Here is a 21,668-nt window from a genome sequence, read left to right on the forward strand (position 1 = left end):
CCGCTGACGCGGCTGGCCGACGGGGAGGTACTCATCGTCCTGCGGCCCGCCGGGGAGACGGAGAAGTCGACAGGCATGACCGCGTCGCCCGTGAAGCCTTCGCTGGACGGCTGCGAAAGCCTGGGGGCGCAGGGCCGGTCACGGCTGTGGAAGGTGGGACGTTCGGGGCCCGCCGACTTCGTCGTCCTGGAGATGTCCGAGTGCTCGCGCACCCCGGCCCCCAAGACGACGAGTGACGCCCTGTCCGGCCTCCTGAACAGCATCAGCCTGACAGACGGCACCTGACCCGCACTCCAACAGGCCCCCCGCAGCCCGTCGGCATGTGCTCACATGTATCTCGTGTGGTACGTTCCGTGCTCGGTCGGATCCGGTGGCCTGCGTGTCTTTCCGCACAGACGTGAAGACGTCCGTCGGCCGGAGTGATCGCGGACCCGTCCTGTGCGGACGGCTTCTGGCGCTCCGGCGGTGCGTCGTCTTCGCCTCGCGGCACGGATACAGGGAAGGAATCCACGGATGTCCGCCGCATCGGTGCCGGCCGGGCAAGGCACCCGTCTGCACGAGCACCTCTGCGTCGTCCGCGGACTCGTGACCCGGTGGGCGCAGCTCGTCGCCCTGGCCTTCACCCGGCCCGCGGACGGAGCAACGTCGATACCGAGACGCTGGTGACGACCGTGTGCTGGTTCGCCGGCTTCGTGCGTCATCACCACCGAAGCGCCGACGACTCGCTCTGCTCTGCGCCTGCCCCGGCCGGACAGCGCCAGCCTTGCCGTCCACTTGCGCAGGCCGCCTGCGACACCGGATGCGACGCTGCCTTTGGCGCACGGCTGGTCGGCGTCCGTCGCCGTGCGGGACGACGTGATCCGGCATTTCCCGGCAGACGACCGGGCACTCGTCCTCACCTCGACCGACGCGGCCACGGCTCCTAGCGGGTCCCCGGACCGGTGAACCCGCGTGCCGTCCCCTCTCGTGCTCGTAACGGAAGTGTGAGAAGGGGGGACACGTGCTCGCGTACGACATCCGGGGCAGCGGGCCCGGTCTGGTACTCCTGCACGGCATCGGAAACACCGCCGCCGAGACCTGGGGAACCCTGGTCGACAGCCTCGCCGCCACGCACACCGTCGTACTCGCCGACCTCCCGGGATCGGGGCGCAGCCCGCTGCCCGGTGGCCCGCTGGCGGCGGACACCGTGGCGGACCAGGTGGTGGACACGGCCCTGGCGGCCGGGCTGAGCGACTTCGTGATCGCGGGGGCCTCGCTCGGCGCGGCCGTGGCCGTCAAGGTCGCCGCCCGCCATCCCGGCCGGGTCCGTGGACTGTTCACCCTCGCCGGCTTCGCCCGGCCCCGCACCACGCTGTGGCTCAACCTGGAGATGTGGGCGTCGCTGCACGCCCGTCGCGACGAGGGGCTGGGCGCCCTGCTGACCTCGCTGTCCTTCTCCGAGGAGTACCTGACCCTCCTCACCCCGCAGCGGGTCCGGCGGCTGGCCTCCGCATGCGCGGGGTCCGCCCCCGGCACCGCCCAGCAGATCGCCTTCGCCCTGGGCATCGACGTCCGCGGCGACCTCCCCGCGGTCACCGCCCCCGCCCTGGTGGTGGCGAGCCCAGGTGACCGGATGGTGGCCCCGGAGCACTCGCTGGAACTGGCGGAAGGCATACCCGGCGCGCGCCTGGCCGCGGTCAGGGGCGGGCACGCGGCGGCCATCGAGGAGCCGGGGCGGACCCTGGAGCTCCTCACCGGCTTCCTCCGCGACATCTGACACCGGGACGGGTCATGTACGCGCGGAACGTGTGAAATCTGTGCCGACGGCTGAAGCACACATGTGTGATCGTGGCGGATATGACAACGTCGCCCCGGGGGCCGTGGTCATCGGCTACGGCAGCCAGGGCCACGCCCACGCCCGGTCGCTGCGTGACTCCGGTGGGGACGTGCCTGTCGGTCCGCACGAGGAGGCGCAAGCCCCACCACACGCCCCGTCGGACGTCAGTCGGCCAGACGGTCCAGGACCACCGTCGCGAGGCGGAGCGCGGCATGCAGTTCCGTCACCTCGGCGACGGTGGGACGGACGACGCCCGACCACTCACCGCGCAGGCCGGGCCAGACCGCGAGCAGGACCTGGGTCCCCGCGAGGCCCAGCTGCGCCGTGACGTCCGTCCGGTCCCCGCCCGCGGGCGTCCACGACAGCAGGACGCGGCCCTGCGGGACGCGGGAGGGTGCGTCCAGGGGCAGCCAGGTGGCCATGAGCCTGCCGTCCACCGGCGTCACGATCGCGCCCCGGACGTCGGCCGGCATGGGCTCGCGCGTCACCGTGGACAGTTCGACGGTCCGACGGGGCTCCGAGTCCCGCACCAGGGTGAGAAGGGGCCCGCCCGCGCGTGCGCTCCTGGACCGCCGGCCGGACGCCGACCGCCTGACCGGCGAATGATCACAGCAGGGCCGGCCACACCTGTGGTACCTCGTCATGTTCTCTCCCCCTTCGAGCCCGGTGTGTGTTTCACGGCATTCAGTCTCGCGCGGGCGGAGTGCCGGACACATCCGTCATCTGACTGTGCCGGGCGCCGGTCGCCCCGGCCGGGTGGGCGTCTCGTCGCCGGCGCCATCAGGGCCGGTCGCCCGTGGGTGCGTCCTGTGCCACCCGCTCCAGCAGCCGCGCGCCGGCGGACAGCGCGGGTTCGGCGTCCGGCGCCGGGTCTGCGGTCACCGCGCACAGCTGGGCGAGGAGCCGGGCCAGCCGGCCGCCGCCGGCGTACGGCAGGGCGACGCTGCCCTCCCAGAGGGTCTCGCGCAGCCGGGCCGGGGTGAGCTGCCCGTCCCCGACGCAGGCCACGAGCAGGCGGGACGCCAGGGTCCGTTCCAGCGCCGCCGGGGCCCACCTGCCCTCGTCGAGGTCCTCGGCAAGGGCGGCGGTCAGCTCGTCGAGCCGCTCCACCGCCGACGTGTGCCGCCGCAGGGCGATGACGGGAGCGACTGCGTCATGGGACATGGGTATCGATGGCCTTCTGCTCGGTACGGGTGGTGTGTGTACTGCTCGCCGGACGGCGCGCCCGTGCGGGTGCTCCGCCCGCCGGTACGACGGCCGCGGAGTGTAGATTTCCCCCCAGGATATGTGTCTCGCAGGTGTTCGCGGCACCGGCTCGACGAGTGCCGGGATATCACCGCTCGGAGTGTCGGGAGACCCCAGCCATGTGTGCGGCACGTCAACACGCTGCCCAGCGGGCGCGGCCCGAGCCCACCCGACGGCATCACCACGGAGAGAGACCGGAGCATCGATGAGATCGGACGCACGCTCCAACCGGCTGCGCATCCTCGAAGCGGCGACGGAGGCGCTCGCCGCCCCCGGCGACACCTCCTTGAAGTCCATCGCGCGCAGAGCGGGCGTGGGCCAGGGGACGCTCTACCGCCACTTCCCGACCCGCGAGTCCCTGATGCTTCAGGTGTACGGGGCGGAGGTGGACGAGCTGGTCACCGCTGTGCCCGCGCTCCTGACGACCCTGAGCCCGCCGCACGCGCTGCGGGTGTGGCTGGAACGCCTGCTGAGCCTCGGGCAGGCCATACCCGAGTTCTCGGAGGCGATGCGGGGGGCCACCGCCGCGATGACCGAGCAGTGCCGTGAGCCGTACCGGCCGCTGCTGGAGGCCCTGACGGCGCTGGTGCGCGCCAACGAGGCCGCCGGAACCATCCTGCCCGGGACGACGGCCGACGACGTCCTGGTGCTGCTGGGCCCCCTGTGGCACGTCGGCCCCCAGGACGAGGAGCACACCCGGGCCACACGGTTGTTCGACGTGCTCATACGGGGACTGTGCCCTTCGTCCGCCGCGCAGGACGCCACGGACCCCGGCGAGACCCGGCGCGGGGTGTGAACCTCCCCGGGGGCCGCCTCGCGCACGGCAGGCTGCATCTGCTGCTCACCCTCGACTCGCTGGTGGTCGTGCTCATTTCCGTCAACAGGAAGGCCGACGGCACACTCGCGTTCGTCGCCGACAACCAGTTCCTGCGCTGGGTCGAGATCAACAACATGGTGCTCGGCCTGGGCACCGTCCTGCTGTACTACCTGGTCACCGCTCATCTGGTACGCGACGCTCGGCCGCGGCGACGCGGGGGCCTGCTCGCGCTCGGTGCCCTGTTCACGTCCGGCGCGTACCTGTACGCCCTGAGCTTCGGCGACCACGAGGTCACCAACTACCTGCACGGGCGGTTCTGCTCCGAGAGCCTGCCCTCGATCTGCCGTGTCGTCGCCTTCAACGACGACGTGTTCTCCGACGCCGTCTTCCTCGCCGGGTTCACGTTGCTGAACACCACGGTCATGCTGGCCCAGTTCCTCTTCCCGACCGACCGTGCGCCGCGTGCCTGGGACAACGTGCTGATCACCGTGAACGCTCTGTTCATCGGCGCGGGCATCACCGCCAACGTGGCCTTCGAGAAGGCCGGGTTCGATCCGTTCGTGGTCGGCGCGACAGCGGTGTCCGCGCTGGTCCTGCTGTGGTTCTCGCCCCGGCAGCCGGTGCTTCGCTACTACGGCGTCGCGTACGGCGTCGGACTGCTGGCCACGGCTGTGATCAAGACCGTGTGACCGCCGGCCGCGGGGCGCTCAGTACAGTTCCTCGCCCGGGAAGAGGGTGAGCAGCCGCACGGTCTCCACGTACAGCCACACCAAGGTCAGCGTGAGTCCGAACGCGGCAGGCCAGGACTGGTCACGGGAAGCGCCGTACGTGATGCCGTTCTCGACCTGCCGGAAGTGCAGGGGCAGGAAGGACACCCCGAGGGCGACGCCCACGACACCCATGACGATGCCGAGGCCGAGGGGGCGCAGGCCCAGACCGTCCGCGCCCATGAGGGGGAAGAGGATCCAGTCCGCCAGGCCGAGGAAGCCCAGTCCGAGCAGCGCGGCGCCGGCGACACCGTAGAACCGGCGGTTCATCCGCATCCAGTGCAGTGCGCGGGCGAGGAGGAGCGCGGCGGAGGCCGCCATCGTCCCGAGCACGGTCTGCACGAAGACGCCCGGTGACAGATGGCTGGAGGCCGTCGTCGAGAACACGCCGAGGAACACGCCCTGGAGCGCCGCGAACATCAGGGCCGGGGCCGCGGACGGCGGGTTCCTGCGGCGCTGGATCACCACCAGCGCCGCGGCGGGCAGTCCGGCACCGGCGGCGACGCCGTAGGACGCGGCCGTACCGAGCGCGGCGAGCGGCAGCAGGGTCCATGACAGCACGGCCGTGAGGGCCGTGACCGCGAGCGCCGCCGCCGCACGGGGCAGGACGCCGTCCATCGTCATCAGGTCGCCGACGAGGACCGGCAGCGGGGCGGCCTCCTCGGCGTGAGCCCGCTCCCAGTCGTTGCCCGCCCTGATGCGGTCCCGAACGACGGCGATCCCGGCCCGCGGGTCCCGGGCCGCCGTCTTCTGTCCGCCCCGCCGTCCGAACTGCGGCCGGGAGAGTATCGGGTTGCTGCTCGTCAGCGAAATCTGCTGTTCGACCGGTGTCACGCCAGGTCCTCTTCTCCGTGTCGGACGTACCGCTCCCGGCGGTCGTGTGTGATCCCGGATGCCGACGGGCTCGCCGGAGTGTCGGCCTGCTTCAGCCTGGCGCACGGGACAAACCGCGCGCATCAGTCACTTGACGGTGGAAGACGTCCGGGTCGGCCCGGTGGCGCGGGCACCCTCGACGACAGACACGCAACTGAATACGTGTGCCGCTTATGGAACACCCGCCCCGCCCGGTAAGCATGAGCGGTTCCCGTCGCCCGGCGCCGGACGTGGCTCCGGTCCGGCGATACATGTGTTTACGGAGCATTGATCCGTATCAGTGATACCGTCTATTACGGATCGTTGATTCAGTCAGAACGGAACCAGCATGTCTTCACTCAAACCCGCCTATGACGTCGTCATCGTCGGCGGCGGAACGGCCGGCTGCGTGCTCGCCGCACGTCTGACCCAGGACCCCGACCTGCACGTGCTGTTGCTGGAGGCGGGCCCGGCCAGGCTTCCGGACGCGGTGGCCCATCCGCCGGCCTGGCCCTCGCTCGCCGCCTCGGAAGCCGGCTGGGGCGACACGACCGTGGTCCAGGAGGCCTCCGGTGCCCCCGTGCCGCTGCCGCGGGGCCGGGGTCTGGGCGGTTCGTCCGCCATCAACGCCATGGTCTTCGCCCGCGGCCACCGCACCGGTTACGACAGCTGGAGCGAGCACGGCGCCAAGGGCTGGACCTTCGACGACCTGCTCCCCTACTTCCAGCGCACCGAGACCGCCCTCGGCGCGGCCCCCGGCCGCGGCACCTCCGGCCCGCTCACCGTGGCGCCGGCCCAGCAGCTCAACGAGGTCCTGCTGGCCTGCCTCGAAGGCGCCGTCGAAACCGGACACCGCCGCGCCCACGACATCAGCGGCGGCCTGGAGGAGGGCTTCGCCCCCGTCGACCTCAACATCGTCGACGGACGCCGGCAGAGCGCCGCCGACGCCTACCTCACCCCGGCACTGGACCGCCCCAACCTCCAGGTGGTCACCGGGGCCGCGGCGCACCGGCTGCTCTTCGACGGACACCGCTGCGTCGGAGTGGAGTACGGCGCGGACGGACGCACCCACACCGTGCGGGCGACCGGAGAGGTGGTGCTGACGGCGGGGAGCATCGGGTCGGCGCTGATCCTCCAGCGCTCCGGCATCGGTGCGGAGAACGATCTGCGGCGGGCCGGGGTCGAGGTCTTCCACGCGCTGCCCGGCGTGGGGCACAACCTGCACGACCACCCGCGGGCCAACCTCGTCTACCGGACCCAGCGGCCGGTGCCCACGGCACTCAACAACCACGGCGAGATCCTGGGGCTGCTCCGCAGCACTCCCGACGCCGAGGGTCCTGACCTGCAGATCATCTTCATCGACATACCGGTGCCCAACCCGGTCGCCCCGGTGCGGAACGGCTTCACCATCGGCATCTCGCCGATGCGGCCGGCGAGTCGCGGCACCGTGCGGATCACCTCGGCGGACCCGTACGCGCCGCCGGCGATCGACCCGCGCTACTTCACCGAGGAGGCGGACGTCCGGGCGGTGCTGTCGGGTATCAGGACGGCACGCAGGATCGCCTGGTCCTCGGCGCTCGCCGAGTGGGGGATCGAGGAGGTCAGTCCGGGGCTCGCCGCGGTGGACGAGGAGTCCATCGCCGACCACGCCCGCAGGTACTTCAGCTCGTACTGCCACCCCGTGGGCACCTGCATGATGGGCGAGGACGACGTGGCCGTCGTCGACTCCTCGCTGCGCGTGCACGGGCTGGACGGCCTCCGTGTCGCCGACGCCTCCATCATCCCCTCCATCCCCTCGAACAACACCAACGCCACCGTGTACGCGATCGCCGAGCGCGCCGCCGACCTGCTGCGCCGCTCCTGATCCCGTGGTGCGGCGCACGGCGTGAACGGGAGGGCCCACACCCGTTCCGGCCAGGCGCGTCACCCCGCGCCCGTCGCCCACAGCCTCCCCGGCTCCCGCTATTACGCCGTAATAAGTACAGCTCCGCCGGGGAACCGGCCCCGCCCCGGCCGCGAGGCGAGCGGCGAACGGCGGCGCGAAGGGAATGGCCGATTATGGACGTCCTTTAGACTCCAGTGATTGCATGGGCCGCACGGAGCCGGGTGCAGGCACAGCCAGGTCGGCACGGAACACTGGGCCTCCGTACGACGGCCGTTGGAGGCAGCCCGATGAATGACCTGGACCCGACCGTCTGCCCAGCCTCGACACGGCTGGTCGGACGCGAGGCGGACCTCTCGTTCATCCAGTCCTTCTTCGCCAACTCCCAGGTCCAGGGAGCGGCTCTGCTGCTCTCGGGCGAGGCCGGGGTGGGCAAGAGCGCCGTGCTCGACGCGGTGGCGACGGGGGCCGTGCACAACGGCATCCGTGTGCTGCGCGCGGCCGGCGTGCAGTTCGAGGCGGACATCAGTTACGCGGGTCTCAACCAGCTCCTCGTCCCCCTCTTCGACTACTTGGACGTCCTGGACAACCCGCACCGCGACGCCCTGCGGGTCGCCGTCGGCATCGGCAGCGGACCGGTTCCCGACCGCCTCCTGACCTCGACCGCGGTGCTGCTGCTGTTGCGGCTGATCTCCGCCGAGACGCCGCTGCTGATCGTCGTGGACGACCTGCCGTGGCTGGACCGGGCCACCAACGCCGTCCTCGGTTTCGTGGCCCGGCGGCTCGTCGGCAGCCGCATCGGCTTCCTCGCGGCCTCCCGTGAGGGCTCCGACAGCTTCTTCGAGTCGAGCGGCCTGACCGAGCACCGGCTCAAGCCGCTGGACGACGCGTCGTCGGCCGAGCTGCTCGCACTCGCCCACCCGGACATATCCCCCGCGGTACGGCGCCGCATCGCCGCCGAGGCACGCGGCAACCCGCTGGCGCTGGTGGAGCTGCCGGTGGCGCTCTCCACCGAGCAGCGCGCGACCCTGGCGGCGGTGCCCACCGTGCTGCCCCTGACCGAGCGCCTGCAGAGCATGTTCGCCTCGCGCGTGGCCGCGCTGCCCGAGCGCAGCCGGGAACTGCTGCTGATCGCCGCCCTCGACGGCACCGGCGACCTGGCCGCGATCGAGGCCGCCGCGGCCGGCCGGGCCGGCGTCGACGACCTCGCCCCCGCCGAACGCGACCGGCTGGTGGCGATCTCGGCGGACAACCGGCGGCTGACCTTCCGGCACCCGCTGATCGGCTCCGCGGTGGTGGAGCTGGCGACCGCCTCGGAACGCAGACGCGCCCATCGGGCGCTCGCCGGCGTGCTCGGCGAGCAGCTGGAGCGCCGCGCCTGGCACCTGGGCGAGGCGGCCGTGGGCCCGGACGAGACCGTCGCGGCCCTGCTGGAGGAGGCCGCGCGCCGCCGGCTGCGGCGCGGGGACGCCCTCGGCGCGGTGACGGCGCTGACCCGGGCCGCCGGGCTGAGCCCCACGGCGGCCGACGAGAGCCGCCGGCTGGCCGAGGCGGCGTACGTCGGCGTGGACTCCAGCGGTGAACTGGAGGACGCCTCGCGACTGCTCGCCGGGGCCCGGCTCGTCCATCCCGGCACCGGGCAGCAATCGCTGCACGCGGCGGCCGCGTCCGCGTTCCTGCTGATCAACCGGGACGGTGACATCGACACCGCGTACCGGCTGCTGGTCGGGGCGATCGAGTCCGGGGACCACGGCTGGGACGCCTCCGACGACGCCCTGATCGAGGCCCTGCACCTCCTAGTGCTGCTGTGCTGGTACGGCGGTGCCCCCGAGCTGTGGCAGCCGCTGTTCACCTTCATGGACCGGCTGACCCCCGAACCCCCGGAGCTGCTCTGGGTCATCTCCCAGACCTTCGGCGACCCGGCACGCACCGGTCCCTCGGCTCTGCCCCGCCTGACGGAGCTGATCGCCACCGTCGGGGACGACCCCACCCGCGTGGTGCGTGTCGGCACCGCCTCGGTCTTCCCCGACCGGCTCGGGGACTTCCGGTGGGCGACGCGCCGGCTGATCGAGCAGGGCCGCGCCGGCACCGCGCCCGTCCGCCGGCATCTGGGCGCGCTGATGCACCTGGGCCTGGACTACTACCACCTGGGCCGCTGGGAAGACGCCGCGCAACTGGCCGCCGAGGGGCTCACCCTGTGCACCAACCACGACTACCGCTTCTTCGCATGGTATTTCCACTACATCCAGGCCGCCGTGGCCGCGGCGCAGGGCGACGCGGAGACCGCCGCGGCACTGACCGAGGAGATCGTCCGGTGGGCGACGCCCCGCGGCGCCCACGGCGCCCGGTACTTCGCCTGCCACGCCAGGGCGCTGGCCGCCCTCGGCAACGGCGACTACGAGACCGCCTACCAGCACGCCTGCACACTCAGCCCGCCCGGGACCGTGGCCCCCTACGTGCCGATCGCCATGTGGGGGACGATGGACCTGGTCGAGGCTGCCGTACGGACCGGCCGGGAGGAGGAGGCCGCCGCCCACGCGGCGGCCATGCGCGCGTCCTCGATGGGCGGGCTGTCGCCCCGGCTGGAGCTGCTGGTCCTGGCCTGCGAGGCGCTGGCCGCCCCGGGTGAGGAGTCCGTCGCCCTGTTCGAGCGGGCGCTGTCCCTGCCGGGGCCGGAGCGCTGGCCCTTCGACGCCGCCCGGGTGCGGCTCTTCCACGGCGAACGCCTCAGGCGCCTGCGCGCCACCGCGGAGGCCAGGGAACAGCTGACTCAGGCGCTGGAGGTCTTCCAGCGCCTGGGTGCCAAGCCCTGGGTGGCCCGTACGGCGGCCGAGCTGCGCGCGAGCGGCCTGTCCGCGCCGACCGCCACCAGGCCGGGGCCCGTGACGCTGACCGCGCAGGAACTGCAGATCGCCACGCTCGCGGCGACGGGACTGACCAACAAGCAGATCGCGGAGCGGCTGTTCCTGTCCCACCGCACGATCGGCACGCACCTCTACCAGATCTATCCCAAGCTGGGCATCACCTCGCGGGCCGCGCTGAGGGACGCACTCTCCGGCCTCGACCTCGACCGGGAGGACTGACACCCGCCGGCGAAGGCTGACGACGGGCCGTCCGCTCAGTCATTTGACGTATGCCGCTCCACCGGCAGCCGCGCAGAGTGGACGCGGGAACGGCCTGTTCGGGCTGTCCTCCCACGGTGGCCGTACCTGAGCCGCCGGGCCACGCGAGAGGGGAACCGGATGCTTGAGGCGTCGGACAGCCATCCGGACATCCACTGGCCGTCGGGCTTCTCGCCCGACCAGGCCCACAGCTTCTGCCAGGCGCAGGCCGTGGTGCACGCCCCGCCCCCCGCGGCCTTCGCCCTGCTCGCCGATGTGACGCGGTGGCCGGACTGGGTTCCGGGCATCACCGAGGCGTGGGCCGGACCGCTCCCCCGGGCCTTCGAGGTGGTCTTCCACGAGCAGCGCTTCGAGATCTTCGTGGGAGAGCACGAACCGCCCCGCCGGCTCGGCTGGTCGGGCGTCGGCGCGAATGTGCAGCTGTACCAGGCCTGGCTGTTCACCGCCGTCGCGGGCGGCACCCATGTGGTGACCGAGAACGTGGTGCGCGGTCCCGCCGCCAAGTCCCTCAACGCGTTGTCCCCCGTGTGGGCGCGGCACCTGAACACCCTGTGGATCGCGCAGCTCAGGCGGCTCTCCGAGAGCGCCCCGGACCAGGGCTGACGCGTCACCCGGCGCCACCGGACGGCCGCGCGTCCTGACACGCCGACGGCCGGCACCCGGTGTGGGTGTCGGCCGTTCGGGGGCGTGCCGTCGGTGGTGTTCAGGCGGCCTTGACGGTGTCGTCGGTGGTGAGGCGGGCGTCGTCGGCGGCGGGGGCGGTGGTGTCCGCATCCGCATCGTTCTGTCCGGGCTTGCGGGCGGGGCGGAGGAAGACGGCGAGGAGGAGGCCGACGGCGAGGGTGGGGGCGATCCAGAGGTAGCCGGTGGCCGTGGCGTGGGCGAAGGCGTCCAGTGCGGTCTCGCGCAGGGCGGTGGGCAGCCGGTCGATGGTGTCGGGGCGGGCGGCGTCGAAGCCGCCGCCGGTGGGCAGGGCGTGGGTGCGCTCGGCGAAGCCGGTGTTGAGCAGGGTGCCGAAGACGGCGACGCCGAAGGCCGCGCCGATGGAGCGGGCGAAGGTGACCACGGCGCTGGCGGCACCGAGGTCGGTGGCGGGCACGCTGTTCTGGACGGTGGTCAGCACGACCATGGGCACCATGCCGATGCCGATGCCGGTGATCAGGAAGTAGACGCTCAGCACCAGGGTGTTGGTGCCGGCCCCGAGGGTGCCCAGCAGGAGCAGTCCGGCGAGGTTGGCGGTCAGACCGGCGAGCAGGATCACCCGCAGCCGCTCGACGTGCGCGGCCCAGCGTCCGGCCAGGGACTGGCTGATGACCAGGCCGGCGACCAGGGGCAGCATGGAGATGCCGGACAGGGTGGCCGAGACGCCGTGGACGATCTGGAGGTAGGTCGGCAGGTAGACCAGCACGGCGAACATCGCGGCGTTGGCGAAGAACCCGATCAGCGAGGAGAAGACCACGGTCCGCGAGCCCAGCATGGCCGGCGGCAGGACCGGGGCGGCGGCGCGGCGCTCGACCGGCACCAGCAGCGCGGCGAGGGCGACGGTGGCGACGATCAGACCGACGATGGCCGGTGAACCCCAGCCCCAGCGTTCGCCGAACGAGGTGACCAGGACGAGGCCGGTGGCGATGGCGGCCAGGACGGTGGCGCCGGCGTAGTCGATGCGGGCCCTGGTGCCCCGGGTGGCGGCGGGCAGCGCACGGGCGGCGACGGCGAGGGCCACGATGCCGACGGGCAGGTTGATCAGGAAGGCCCACCGCCAGGACAGCTGGTCGGTGAAGACACCGCCCAGCAGGGGACCGACGATGCTGGCGACGCCGTAGACCGAACCGAACATGCCCTGGTAGCGACCGCGTTCGGCGGGCGCGACGATGTCACCGACCAGGGCGAAGGTCAGCACGATCATGCCGCCGCCGCCCACGCCCTGGAGTACGCGGGCGCCGATCAGTTCGGGCAGGTTCTGCGCCAGGCCGCAGGCCACCGACGCGACCAGGAAGATCGAGGTCGAGGCCAGGTACAGGCGCTTGCGGCCGAACATGTCGCCGAGCTTGCCCCACAACGGGGTGACCGCAGTCGAGGCGAGCAGGTAGGCGGCGCTGACCCACGCGATGTCGTCGAACCCGTTCAGGTCTTCCGCTATCCGGGGCAGCGCGGTCGAGACGATCGTCTGGTCGAGGGCCGCCAACAGGACCGCCAGGATCAACGCGCTCATCGCGGCGGCCACCCCACCCGCCCGGGGTGAGGAGGACTGTGTCTTCGGCATCGAAGGTGCCTTTCTGGAAGTGGTGGGCGGGCGCGCCGGCCGTGGCACAAAGCAAGAGCCTCAGCATGTCCGCAGTACCTTGCCTATCTGTCACTCCAATGTAGCACTTACTCGACGCACTTTCACACTTCAGTGGCCATAGCTGTGTGAGGCTCCACATTTACTGGCTAAACTCGGTGCGGTGAGAGCCGACGCAGCACGCAACCTGGAAGCCGTCCTGACCACCGGAGCCCGCATGCTCGCCGCCGACCCCGGCGCCAGCATCGCGAGCATCGCCGCCGAGGCGGGCGTGGACCGGCGCACCGTCTACCGGCGCTTCGCCTCCCGGGAGGAACTCCTCGCGGCCATCTACGAAGCCCGGCTGACAGCCATCGAACAGGCCATCGAGGACGCCCGGCTGCGCGAGGCACCCGTCGCCGTCGCCCTGCACCGCTACGTCGAGAACATCATCGTCGTCAACCGGACCTGGCCCGTCGACCTGACCCGCATGCTCGCCGACGACGCCGTGCGCCGGCGCCGGGACGCGGCCGTCGAGGAGGTCGACGCCTTCCTCGCCCGCGCCACCGACGAGGGCGTGCTGCGCCCCGGGCTTCCGCCGGGGTGGGCCGGCGCACTGCTGCCCCAGCTCATGCACCTGGTGTCCCGGCAGCTGCCCGACCTGAACCCCGGACAGGCCGCCGATCTCGTCGTCGACACCCTGCTCAACGGCCTCGGAGCCTCCTGACACACCGACGGGCCCCCGGTGACACATGTGTCCATGTGTCACCGGGGGCCCGTCGGCCTTCGCCGCGGCGGCGAGGTCGTCCGCCGCCGCTCATCTCATTCCACGGCCTGCCTGGCCGCGTCCTGGCCGGAGGCCTCCTGTGTCTCCTCGTCACGGGGACGCCGGGGCACCGCCGACGAGGGCGAGGCCACGGTTCCGGGGAGGCGGACGCGACGGAGTCGGGACGGTTCGTCGGCGGAGTCGGTGCGCTCCAAGGCTTCTCCCATCGATGCGTTCGACCTGCCGTACCCCCCGGCGCGCGCGGCGCCGACGGGGCGGACGGGGTGGGTGTTCCAAGGAAACCAGCGAGGGCGCGCACACATTCCGGGCCGGACCGTCCACACCGGCCGGTTCCACGTGTCCACTTTGCGTCACGGCACAACCGCGCCAGAGCGCGGTGACATGTGCGCAGGCCGGCTGTCGAATGATTCCGGCATCCCGTACCCCGTCCGACGAAGGGACCCCTCGTGCCGCCTCTGCCTCGGCGCAGACGCGGGTGGACGACGTTGTGCACCGTGTTCCTGGTGCTGGCGGCGTCACCCGTCCCGGCCTTCCCGGCCACCGAACCACCCGCCCCACCGACCGCCGCCTCCACCACCCCGGCGGCGGTCCCGCCCGGCGCGCCCCGGGTGACCCTGGTGACCGGCGACACGGTCACCGTCGTACGGGCCCCCGACGGCACGCTGAGCCACCTGGTACAAGACCCTGAAGGCCACTACACCGGTTTCGAGACCCACCGCAGCGGACGCAACACCTACGTCTATCCCCGCGACGCGCTGCCGTACATCGCCGCCGGCTCGCTGGACCGTGAACTGTTCGACGTCACCCGGCTGCTGGCCGACGGCTACGACGACGCGCACCGCGACCGGCTGCCCCTGATCGTCACCTACACGGACGCGGGCCGGCACTCCGGCCGCCGGACGCCGCCGCGGGGCGCCCGCACGACGCGCGCGCTGGAGAGCATCGGGGGTGCGGCGCTGACCGTGGACCGTTCGGCGGCGTTCTGGACGTCGGTCACCGGCGGCGCCTCCGCACGGGACGCGAACCAGCGGCCCCGGCTGCGGGGCGGCATCGCCAAGATCTGGCTGGACGGCAAGGTGAAGGCCGATCTCGCCGAGAGCACCGCGCAGGTGGGGGCACCGCGGGTGTGGGCCTCCGGCGACACCGGTGAGGGCGTGGACGTCGCGGTCCTCGACACCGGTGTGGACGCCGGACACCCCGACCTCGCCGGCAGGATCGCCGCCACCGCGGGCTTCGTGCCCGGTGAGTCCGTGACCGACGGGAACGGCCACGGCACGCACGTGGCCTCCACCATCGCCGGAACGGGTGCCGCGTCCGACGGCCGGGAGAAGGGTGTCGCGCCGGGCGCGCGGCTGCACATCGGCAAGGTGCTCTCCGACGACGGCACGGGCCAGGACTCCTGGGTGCTGGCCGGCATGGAGTGGGCGGCCCGCGACCAGCACGCGAAGGTCATCAGCATGAGCCTGGGCGGCCCGTCCACCGACGGCTCCGATCCGCTGAGCATGGCCGTCGACCGGCTCAGCGAGGAGACCGGGGCGCTGTTCACGGTGGCCGCGGGCAACTCCGGCCCCGACGGCTACACCGTGGGCGCCCCCGGGGTGGCCGATGCCGCCCTGACCGTGGGCGCCGTCGACGGCTCCGACACGCTCGCGGACTTCTCCAGCCGGGGCCCGCGTCCCGGCGACCGGGGCGTCAAGCCGGACCTCACCGCCCCCGGCGTGAACATCCTCGCCGCGCGCTCCCAGTACGCGCGGGAAGGCTCGGGCCCGTACCAGACCCTGAGCGGCACCTCGATGGCCACGCCGCACGTCGCCGGCGCCGCGGCCCTGCTGGCCGCCGAGCACCCCGGCTTCAGCGGCCGTCAGCTCAAGGACGCCCTCGTCAGCACGACCACGGCGACACCCCGGTACACCCCCTTCGAGGCCGGCGCCGGCCGTCTGGACATCGCCGCCACCGCAACGGCGACCGTGTTCGCCTCCGGCGGCGCCGACTTCGGCTTCCACGCCTGGCCGACCCCGGCCGGCACCACCGCCGAGCGGACGGTGACGTACACCAACACCGCCGGCAGTCCCATCGCCCTGCGCCTGACGACCGACGGTCCGTTCACCCTCTCCGCCGACCGGCTGTCCGTCCCGGCGCACGGCACCGCCGCGGTCACCGTGACCGCGCACTACGACCAGGTCCCCGCCGACCGGGCGTCGGCCGCCTTCCTGACGGCGACCGACGACTCGGGCACCGTCCGCGCCCGTACGTCCCTGAGCGCGGCCAAGGAGGGCGAGCGGCACCGGCTCACGCTGAAGGCGAAGGACCGCGCCGGCCGGCCGGCCGCCGGAACGGTCATCCTCACGGCGAAGAAGTTCTGGCTGCCCCTGGCGCTCGACGACTCCGGGACCGTGGACCTCCGGCTGCCGCCGGGTTCCTACACCGCGTGGCTGGACACGCCCCTGGAGGGTGCCCACGGCCCGCACTCGATCGGACAGGGCCTGCTGGCCGTCACCGACATCGACCTGGGACGGGACCGTACGGCGGTGTTCGACGGCACCAAGGCCCGTCAGGTCCGGACCGTGGCACCGGACCCGAGCACGCCCGACGGCTCCCGCGTGGACCTCTACCGCGGCTTCGCCGCCGACGACTGGTCCTCGTCCTCCCGCTGGACCGACGCCTCCTACGACAGCGTCTGGGCCCTGCCCACCGGACGCGAGGTGGCGGAGGGGGAGTTCGTGTTCGGTACGCGGTGGCGGCTGCGGCAGCCGACTCTGACGGTGGCCTCCGGCGACGGAGTCTTCGACGATCTGCGCGTCGCGCCGGGAGCGACCCCGCTGCCCGAAGGCCGGCACCGCCTCGACGCGGTCTTCGCCGGCGACGGCGCCCCCGCCGCGTACAACTCCCTCGACGTCCGCGGGAAGGCCGCCGTGGTACGCCGCGACGACACCGTGCCCGTGCCCGAGCAGGCCGCCGCGGCGACCGCCGCGGGCGCCCGGCTGCTGCTGGTCGTCAACGACGGCGACGGCCGCCTGCAACCGTGGGAGGACTCCCCCTGGCTGCCGGCGGATCCACCGCCGCTGACCGTCGCCACGCTCACCCGTGACGAGGGCGAACGGCTCATCACCCGGACGTCCGGCCCCGCCCGTACCCGGCTCTCCGTCACCTCGCACCCCGTCACCGAGTACGTCTACGACCTCGTCCACGACTACCGGGGCGCCGTCCCCGCCGACCCCGTCCACCGGGCCGACCGGCGCGAACTCGCCCGCGTCGACGTCTCGTTCCGCAACTACCGTGCCGGGCGGGCGCTGGAGAACCGCGACGACGTCACACCCGCCGGCGGCAGCGCCCTGAACCCCTCGGACGCCCCGGCCCTGGGCGACCGCACGGACTGGGTCACGGCGGGCGAGCCCTGGTCGGACCGGGCCCAGATCCCGGGCGAGCAGCAGCAGTACGCCCCGGCCGTCACCTATCGCGCCGGATCCGCCGACCGGGTCGGCTGGTTCGGGCCGGTCCAGCGGCCACGGCTCCTCGACGGGAACGCTCCGGTCCGCCAGGACGACAAGCTGTACGTGTCCGTCCCCGGCTGGGGCGACTCGGGAACCGGTCATCTGGGCGGTACGTACGGCAACTTCGACGTCGACAACCAGGTGCGGCTCTACCAGGGCGACGAACTCGTGCGTGAGATGGGCCGCTACCAGCTCACCATGACCGTGTCCGGTCTGAGCCCCGCACCGCTCCCCTACCGTCTGGTCTCGGAGAACTCCCGTGACGCCTGGACGGCCCCCTACTCCACCGCCACCCGGACCGAGTGGGGCTTCACCTCGCGGGCGGGAGCGGCGGGCGAGCAGGCCCAACTGCCGCTGATCCAGCTCGACTACGGGATCGCCACCGACGCCTCCGGGCGGGCCGGGCGGCACGCCGGCCTGACGGTGACCGCCTCGCACCTGCCGGGGTCCACCGGCACCGCCGCGATCGGGCAGGTCGGCCTGGAGATCTCGTACGACGACGGGGCCACCTGGCACCGCGCGGCGCTACGGCACTCGGGCACGGGGTGGCTGACACGGCTCGACGCGCCCCGCGCCGCCCGGTTCGCCAGCCTGCGCGTGGACGCGCGTGACGCCCGCGGCAACAGCGTGCGGCAGAGCATCGTGCGGGCCTTCGGGCTCACGTAGCGGATGCCGGGGCGGCCGGACCGGCCGCCCCGGCACCGCGTCAGCGATCACGGCATCGCGAGCACGGCGCCGTGACCCGGCTCCACCCGGTGCGGGGTCACCCGTGGTGCCGGAGGTCCGGATGACCGTCGGCGGCGGGCGCGGTGGGCAGCGCGTCGAGTGCGGGTCAACCCCGGCCGGCCGCACGGCGGTGGAGCGACCGCGGACTCGGCCATGGCGTTCCGCCGTTCACGTGCGGTGCGCCGTCAGCCCGCGCGGACCCCTTCGAGGAAGCGGCCGGCCAGGTCGACACGTTCGGCGAGGGTGGTGTGCGTCTGCCCGAAGTCCACGAACAGTTCGTGCACCCCTGCCTCCGCCGCGGCCCGCGCGTAGTCGATGTACTGGTCCAGCGTGCCCGCCCCGGGCATCTCTTCCGGGCCGGTCCTCGTGTCGGTCAGCTCGGGGTTGACGCGCAGCGCGATGTGCAGGGCGGACGGGTCACGGTCCGCCTCCACCGCCTCCTTCACGACGGTGTCCCACATGCCCATGAGGTGTGCGAGCGGCATCGCGACGGGCAGCCAGCCGTCGAGCCTGCGCCCGATCCGCCGCAGGCCCGCGGGGGTGAACGCCGCGAGCAGCACGGGGGGCTTGGGGCGCTGGCGCGGCTTGAGCCCCACCACGGTCTCCGGGATGGTGAACAGCGGTCCCTCGTGGGCGAAGACGTCCTCGGCCCAGTACCCCTCCAGGACGTCCAGCGTCTCGTCGAGCCGCGCGCCCCGGCCCTTCCACGGTACGGAGACCGCGGTGTACTCGTCGGGCATCCAGCCCAGGCCGAAACCCACGGTGAGCCGTCCCTGGCTGAGGACGTCGAGGGTGGTCAGCGACCGGGCCAGCATGATCGGCGGCTGCCACAGGCCGTTCAGCGTGCTCGTGCCCAGGCGGACGCGGCTCGTGTGCGACGCGGCGAAGGTGAGCGCCACCAGGGGGTCCATGTGGTTCTCGTAGACGCGCGGCATCGCGCCGTCACGGCTCGGGTACGGGGCGCTCGGAACGCGGGGGGCGAGGACCCGGTCGCCCGTCCACAGGGAGTCGTATCCCATCTCCTCCGCGGTGCGGCAGACACGGAGAACGCCTTCCGGCGTGGCGTCGGGACCGAAGGTGGGAAGGGCCAGTCCTAGTCGCATGTGAGTCTCCTCATGGGGTCTTGCGCTCGGGACACGCGCCCGTCAGCGCGACCCCCAGCAGGTCTTCCAGGGCGGCGACCGTCCGCGCGGGCTCCACCGCGTGGACGGTGGTGAAGCCGAGTTCGGCCGCGGGAGGGAGGTACTGCTCGGTGTCGTCGACGAAGACGCACTCCTCGGCCGGCAGGTCGAGCCGCTCCAGCACGAGCCGGAAGATCTCCCGCTCGGGCTTGCGCGTCCCGTGGAGTTCGGACAGCACCACGGCGTCGTAGAGTTCGTCCACCTCGTAGCCGTCGTACAGGTTCCACGGGGTCAGGCCGACGGAGTTCGAGAGGATGCCGACCTTCACCCCGGCCCGGCGCGCGGCGGCGGCTGCGGCGATCACCGAGGTCTCGGGACGCAGGTCGGCGAAGATCCGGCCCATCAGGTTGTCCGGCGCGATGCCGAGCAGCCGTCCGGCCGCTTCGTTCCACTGCGTCTGGGTGAGCGTGCCGCGCTCCAGTTCCTCGGTGAGCCGGATCCCCTCGGGATTCAGGTAGAGGCCGGTGAGCAGCGTCCCCTCGGCCAGTCCCGCGCGCCTTTCGAAGGCGAGCGCGGCGGGCAGCAGAGGTGTCGTCAGCACACCACCGAAGTCGAGGACGAGGCCCTTGCGGTGCTGGGTCATACCCACACCTTAGAAGGCCGCCGTGTCGGGGCCTCCACCAGGTCGCCATGTTTCTCGTCGGTCAGGTACATGTGTGGAGGTCGCGGCTCGGCGTCCGGGACGCCCCGCGCGTGTTCACCGGTCATGTGTGTCCGTTGTCGCCACGGTGCCGAGGACGAGACGGCCGCCGCGCACCCGCACGGCCCGTGAACCCTTCCGGGGGGCCGCTGCGTTGTCCTGGTGAAGGGGTTCTTCGCCGCCCCGGCGACGGCGGCGGAGACCCCGGTTCGCCGGCGGACCGGTCACGACGGTCGCGGCCGGCGGCCCGTGCGGTCAGGAACACCCGCCCCCCCTGACCGCTCGGGTCCCCCGACCACCCGGGACGGTTCAGCCCTTCAGCCGGTGCGGGTGTGCGGGGTACACACCCAGGATGCGCACCTCGGAGGAGAAGAAGCGCAGCTCGTGCAGGGCGAGGGCGACGCGCTCGTCGTCGGGGTGGCCCTCGATCTCGACGTAGAAGCGGCTGGCGTTGAGCCCCGCGCCCATCTGGTAGCTCTCGATCTTGGTGAGGTTCACGCCACTGGTGGCGAACCCGCCGAGTGTCTTGTACAGCGCACTGGGGATGTTGCGCACACTGAAGAACAGGCTCGTCATCGTCGGCTCCCCGGTGACGGGGGCGGGGGCGGCGTCCCGGGACAGCACGACGAACCGCGTGGTGTTGTCCGGGTCGTCCTCGACGCCCGCGCGCAGCACCTCCAGGCCGTGCAGCCCGGCCGCGGCCGGCGGGGCGAGCGCGGCGTGCCGCGGGTCGCCCAGTTCGGCCACCTCGCGCGCCGCTCCGGCCGTGTCGTCGCTGACGAGGGTGCGCCAGCCGCCCTCCCGCAGCAGCTTGCGGCACTGCCCCAGGGCGTGGACGTGGCTGCGTACGCACTCCACCTGGTCCAGGGTCGCGCCGGGCACCCCCATCAGGTCGAAGCGGATGGCGAGGAAGTACTCGGCGACGATGAACAGACCCGACTCGGGCAGCAGGTGGTGCACGTCCGCGACGCGTCCCGCCGCGGAGTTGTCCACCGGGATCACGGCGACGTCGGCGGTGCCGAGTGTCACCGCCTCCAGGGCCTGCTCGAAGCTCGTGCAGGGCAGTTCAGCGCTTCCGGGGTACAGGGCGCGCGCGGCCGTCGCGGAGTTGGAGCCAGGTTCACCCTGATATGTGACGGTTGTCACCGATTTGCACCTTTCCAGGAGGTCCCGTCGTCGGGCGGCAGAAGCTGCGTCGCGTACCGCACCTGCTGAAGTATCGGTGCACAGGCTTCCATGAGGTGCACCAGGGGGTGCTCACCGGCGTACCCGTACGACGCCAGTGCGTGGTCGAGCGCCGACGCGACCACCTGGTGGACGGCGTTCCCGGCCCGCTGCACGCGCGCGGCGAGCCGCTCCTCGGCGGACGGCGGCAGGCCCAGCCGCGCGGAGGGCGCGCCGTGCAGGGCCGCCGCCAGGCTCAGCCGCTCGTCGTGCAGCACGGCTGCCAGTTCGGCGGCCACGGCGGCGGAGGGCACCGGTCCCCGGGCCGCGCCGGGCGCCGTGTCCGCGGCGGCCAGTGCGTCGGTGATGCTCCGGGCCGCTCCCAGGGCCTGGGCCGCGACCGCCGTCCACAGGAACGGCGCGTCCCCGGCGCGCAGCGGGGTGGCCGTCGCGTGCGTGGCGAACCCCGTGGGCACGTGCACGTCCCCCAGCCGGAACACGGGTCCGGGCCCGACGGCGTCGCCCGTGACGGCACGCACCGCGCTCCGCAGCACCTTGGAGGGCACCGCGAACAGATCCGGGCCGCCGGGCGTTGCCATGCCCGGCCGGGACGGCCGCTCGCCGCCGGTGAGCGGCAGCGCCAGCCAGGGTCCGGTTCCGTCGTGCGCCGGCAGGTGCCACAGCCCGGACAGGGTGAAGCCGCCGGCGACGGCAGGCCGCACCACCGGCCGGTCCCGGACGTCCGCGCCGGGTACGGCGGTGGTCAGCGGCGCGGCCCAGTTCCAGGCGGTGGTGAACGCCTGCCAGGCGGTGGACGGGTCGCCATGGGCGTGGTCCTCGTAGAACGCGAACACCTGCGCGAGGCCGGTGCCGGGTCCGAGCACCCGCAGATGGTCACCGTGCGTGGATGTCGTCATG

18 protein-coding genes and 1 pseudogene are annotated in these 21,668 nt (G+C 72.8%); 11 read left to right on the forward strand and 8 right to left on the reverse strand.

Going from position 1 to position 21,668, the window contains the following annotated elements; all coding sequences use genetic code 11:
• The 4 genes and pseudogenes from IE273_RS41045 to IE273_RS41060 all read left to right on the forward strand — a co-directional run.
• Window positions 1-285: hypothetical protein (locus IE273_RS41045; protein ID WP_229888098.1), on the forward strand; the 285-nt coding region annotated here is incomplete at its 5' end.
• A 228-nt stretch (window positions 286-513) separates the two neighbouring features.
• Window positions 514-666 (forward strand): hypothetical protein, encoded by a 153-nt coding sequence (locus IE273_RS41050; RefSeq protein ID WP_189820209.1) that lies wholly within the window; start codon window positions 514-516, stop codon window positions 664-666.
• Window positions 667-1,000: 334 nt separating this feature from the next.
• Complete coding sequence (locus tag IE273_RS41055; protein ID WP_189820210.1) at window positions 1,001-1,756, forward strand: alpha/beta fold hydrolase; 756 nt, start codon at window positions 1,001-1,003, stop codon at window positions 1,754-1,756.
• A 61-nt stretch (window positions 1,757-1,817) separates the two neighbouring features.
• Window positions 1,818-1,952: pseudogene (locus tag IE273_RS41060) on the forward strand (hypothetical protein); the annotation flags it as partial.
• Window positions 1,953-1,980: 28 nt separating this feature from the next.
• Here the strand turns inward: IE273_RS41060 and IE273_RS41065 are convergent.
• Window positions 1,981-2,304: a hypothetical protein gene (locus IE273_RS41065; RefSeq protein ID WP_308437088.1), complete on the reverse strand. Its 324-nt coding sequence runs from the start codon at window positions 2,302-2,304 to the stop codon at window positions 1,981-1,983.
• Between the two features lie 292 nt (window positions 2,305-2,596).
• Entirely contained in the window at window positions 2,597-2,980 is a 384-nt protein-coding gene (locus IE273_RS41070; RefSeq protein ID WP_189820211.1) for a hypothetical protein, read from the reverse strand.
• 286 nt (window positions 2,981-3,266) lie between these two features.
• On the opposite strand from IE273_RS41070, the gene IE273_RS41075 reads away from it, so the two are divergent.
• Window positions 3,267-3,857, forward strand: a complete 591-nt coding sequence (locus tag IE273_RS41075; protein ID WP_189820212.1) for a TetR/AcrR family transcriptional regulator — start codon at window positions 3,267-3,269, stop codon at window positions 3,855-3,857.
• Window positions 3,854-4,567, forward strand: coding sequence for a hypothetical protein (locus IE273_RS44450; RefSeq protein WP_229888099.1), 714 nt, complete (start codon window positions 3,854-3,856; stop codon window positions 4,565-4,567). The genes IE273_RS41075 and IE273_RS44450 overlap by 4 nt, the downstream gene beginning before the upstream one ends.
• 18 nt (window positions 4,568-4,585) lie before the next feature.
• Here the strand turns inward: IE273_RS44450 and IE273_RS41085 are convergent, their stop codons facing one another.
• Window positions 4,586-5,479, reverse strand: a complete 894-nt coding sequence (locus IE273_RS41085; protein WP_189820213.1) for a Bax inhibitor-1/YccA family membrane protein — start codon at window positions 5,477-5,479, stop codon at window positions 4,586-4,588.
• A 367-nt stretch (window positions 5,480-5,846) separates the two neighbouring features.
• On the opposite strand from IE273_RS41085, the gene IE273_RS41090 reads away from it, so the two are divergent.
• The 3 genes from IE273_RS41090 to IE273_RS41100 all read left to right on the forward strand — a co-directional run bounded on the left by IE273_RS41090 (window position 5,847) and on the right by IE273_RS41100 (window position 11,104).
• The gene (locus IE273_RS41090; protein WP_189820214.1) at window positions 5,847-7,361 is read left to right on the forward strand and encodes a GMC family oxidoreductase; all 1,515 of its coding nucleotides are present in this window, start codon (window positions 5,847-5,849) and stop codon (window positions 7,359-7,361) included.
• A gap of 308 nt (window positions 7,362-7,669) precedes the next feature.
• Window positions 7,670-10,462 (forward strand): helix-turn-helix transcriptional regulator, encoded by a 2,793-nt coding sequence (locus IE273_RS41095; protein WP_189820215.1) that lies wholly within the window; start codon window positions 7,670-7,672, stop codon window positions 10,460-10,462.
• 159 nt (window positions 10,463-10,621) lie between these two features.
• Window positions 10,622-11,104 (forward strand): SRPBCC family protein, encoded by a 483-nt coding sequence (locus IE273_RS41100; RefSeq protein ID WP_189820216.1) that lies wholly within the window; start codon window positions 10,622-10,624, stop codon window positions 11,102-11,104.
• 100 nt (window positions 11,105-11,204) lie between these two features.
• On the opposite strand, the gene IE273_RS41105 is transcribed toward IE273_RS41100, so the two are convergent.
• Complete coding sequence (locus IE273_RS41105; RefSeq protein ID WP_189820217.1) at window positions 11,205-12,764, reverse strand: MDR family MFS transporter; 1,560 nt, start codon at window positions 12,762-12,764, stop codon at window positions 11,205-11,207.
• 235 nt (window positions 12,765-12,999) lie between these two features.
• On the opposite strand from IE273_RS41105, the gene IE273_RS41110 reads away from it, so the two are divergent.
• Entirely contained in the window at window positions 13,000-13,488 is a 489-nt protein-coding gene (locus IE273_RS41110) for a TetR/AcrR family transcriptional regulator (protein ID WP_189820228.1), read from the forward strand.
• Between the two features lie 554 nt (window positions 13,489-14,042).
• Complete coding sequence (locus tag IE273_RS44865) at window positions 14,043-17,705, forward strand: S8 family serine peptidase (RefSeq protein ID WP_189820218.1); 3,663 nt, start codon at window positions 14,043-14,045, stop codon at window positions 17,703-17,705.
• A gap of 245 nt (window positions 17,706-17,950) precedes the next feature.
• Here the strand turns inward: IE273_RS44865 and IE273_RS41120 are convergent, their stop codons facing one another.
• From IE273_RS41120 to IE273_RS41135, 4 genes are all read right to left on the reverse strand, one after another.
• Window positions 17,951-18,868 carry a TIGR03619 family F420-dependent LLM class oxidoreductase gene (locus IE273_RS41120; RefSeq protein ID WP_189820219.1) on the reverse strand — a complete coding sequence of 306 codons (918 nt, stop codon included), beginning with the start codon at window positions 18,866-18,868 and terminating at the stop codon, window positions 17,951-17,953.
• Between the two features lie 10 nt (window positions 18,869-18,878).
• On the reverse strand, window positions 18,879-19,529 hold the full coding sequence (locus IE273_RS41125; protein ID WP_189820220.1) for an HAD-IA family hydrolase: 651 nt from the start codon (window positions 19,527-19,529) through the stop codon (window positions 18,879-18,881).
• A gap of 366 nt (window positions 19,530-19,895) precedes the next feature.
• Window positions 19,896-20,732: a prephenate dehydratase gene (locus IE273_RS41130; protein ID WP_189820221.1), complete on the reverse strand. Its 837-nt coding sequence runs from the start codon at window positions 20,730-20,732 to the stop codon at window positions 19,896-19,898.
• The gene (locus IE273_RS41135) at window positions 20,729-21,667 is read right to left on the reverse strand and encodes a hypothetical protein (RefSeq protein ID WP_189820222.1); all 939 of its coding nucleotides are present in this window, start codon (window positions 21,665-21,667) and stop codon (window positions 20,729-20,731) included. The genes IE273_RS41130 and IE273_RS41135 overlap by 4 nt, the downstream gene beginning before the upstream one ends.
• Window position 21,668 lies beyond the last annotated feature (1 nt).

This window comes from Streptomyces olivaceoviridis (genome assembly GCF_014650115.1).
Taxonomy (GTDB): Bacteria; Actinomycetota; Actinomycetes; order Streptomycetales; family Streptomycetaceae; genus Streptomyces; species Streptomyces olivaceoviridis.

Bases quoted from the DNA above. Each gene is read 5' to 3' on its own strand.
- IE273_RS41050 (WP_189820209.1), top strand. From the start codon at position 514: ATGTCCGCCGCATCGGTGCCGGCCGGGCAAGGCACCCGTCTGCACGAG.
- IE273_RS41070 (WP_189820211.1), bottom strand. From the start codon at position 2,980: ATGTCCCATGACGCAGTCGCTCCCGTCATCGCCCTGCGGCGGCACACG.
- IE273_RS41075 (WP_189820212.1), top strand. From the start codon at position 3,267: ATGAGATCGGACGCACGCTCCAACCGGCTGCGCATCCTCGAAGCGGCG.
- IE273_RS41090 (WP_189820214.1), top strand. From the start codon at position 5,847: ATGTCTTCACTCAAACCCGCCTATGACGTCGTCATCGTCGGCGGCGGA.
- IE273_RS41095 (WP_189820215.1), top strand. From the start codon at position 7,670: ATGAATGACCTGGACCCGACCGTCTGCCCAGCCTCGACACGGCTGGTC.
- IE273_RS41100 (WP_189820216.1), top strand. From the start codon at position 10,622: ATGCTTGAGGCGTCGGACAGCCATCCGGACATCCACTGGCCGTCGGGC.
- IE273_RS41105 (WP_189820217.1), bottom strand. From the start codon at position 12,764: ATGCCGAAGACACAGTCCTCCTCACCCCGGGCGGGTGGGGTGGCCGCC.
- IE273_RS41110 (WP_189820228.1), top strand. From the start codon at position 13,000: ATGCTCGCCGCCGACCCCGGCGCCAGCATCGCGAGCATCGCCGCCGAG.
- IE273_RS41120 (WP_189820219.1), bottom strand. From the start codon at position 18,868: ATGCGACTAGGACTGGCCCTTCCCACCTTCGGTCCCGACGCCACGCCG.
- IE273_RS41125 (WP_189820220.1), bottom strand. From the start codon at position 19,529: ATGACCCAGCACCGCAAGGGCCTCGTCCTCGACTTCGGTGGTGTGCTG.
- IE273_RS41135 (WP_189820222.1), bottom strand. From the start codon at position 21,667: ATGACGACATCCACGCACGGTGACCATCTGCGGGTGCTCGGACCCGGC.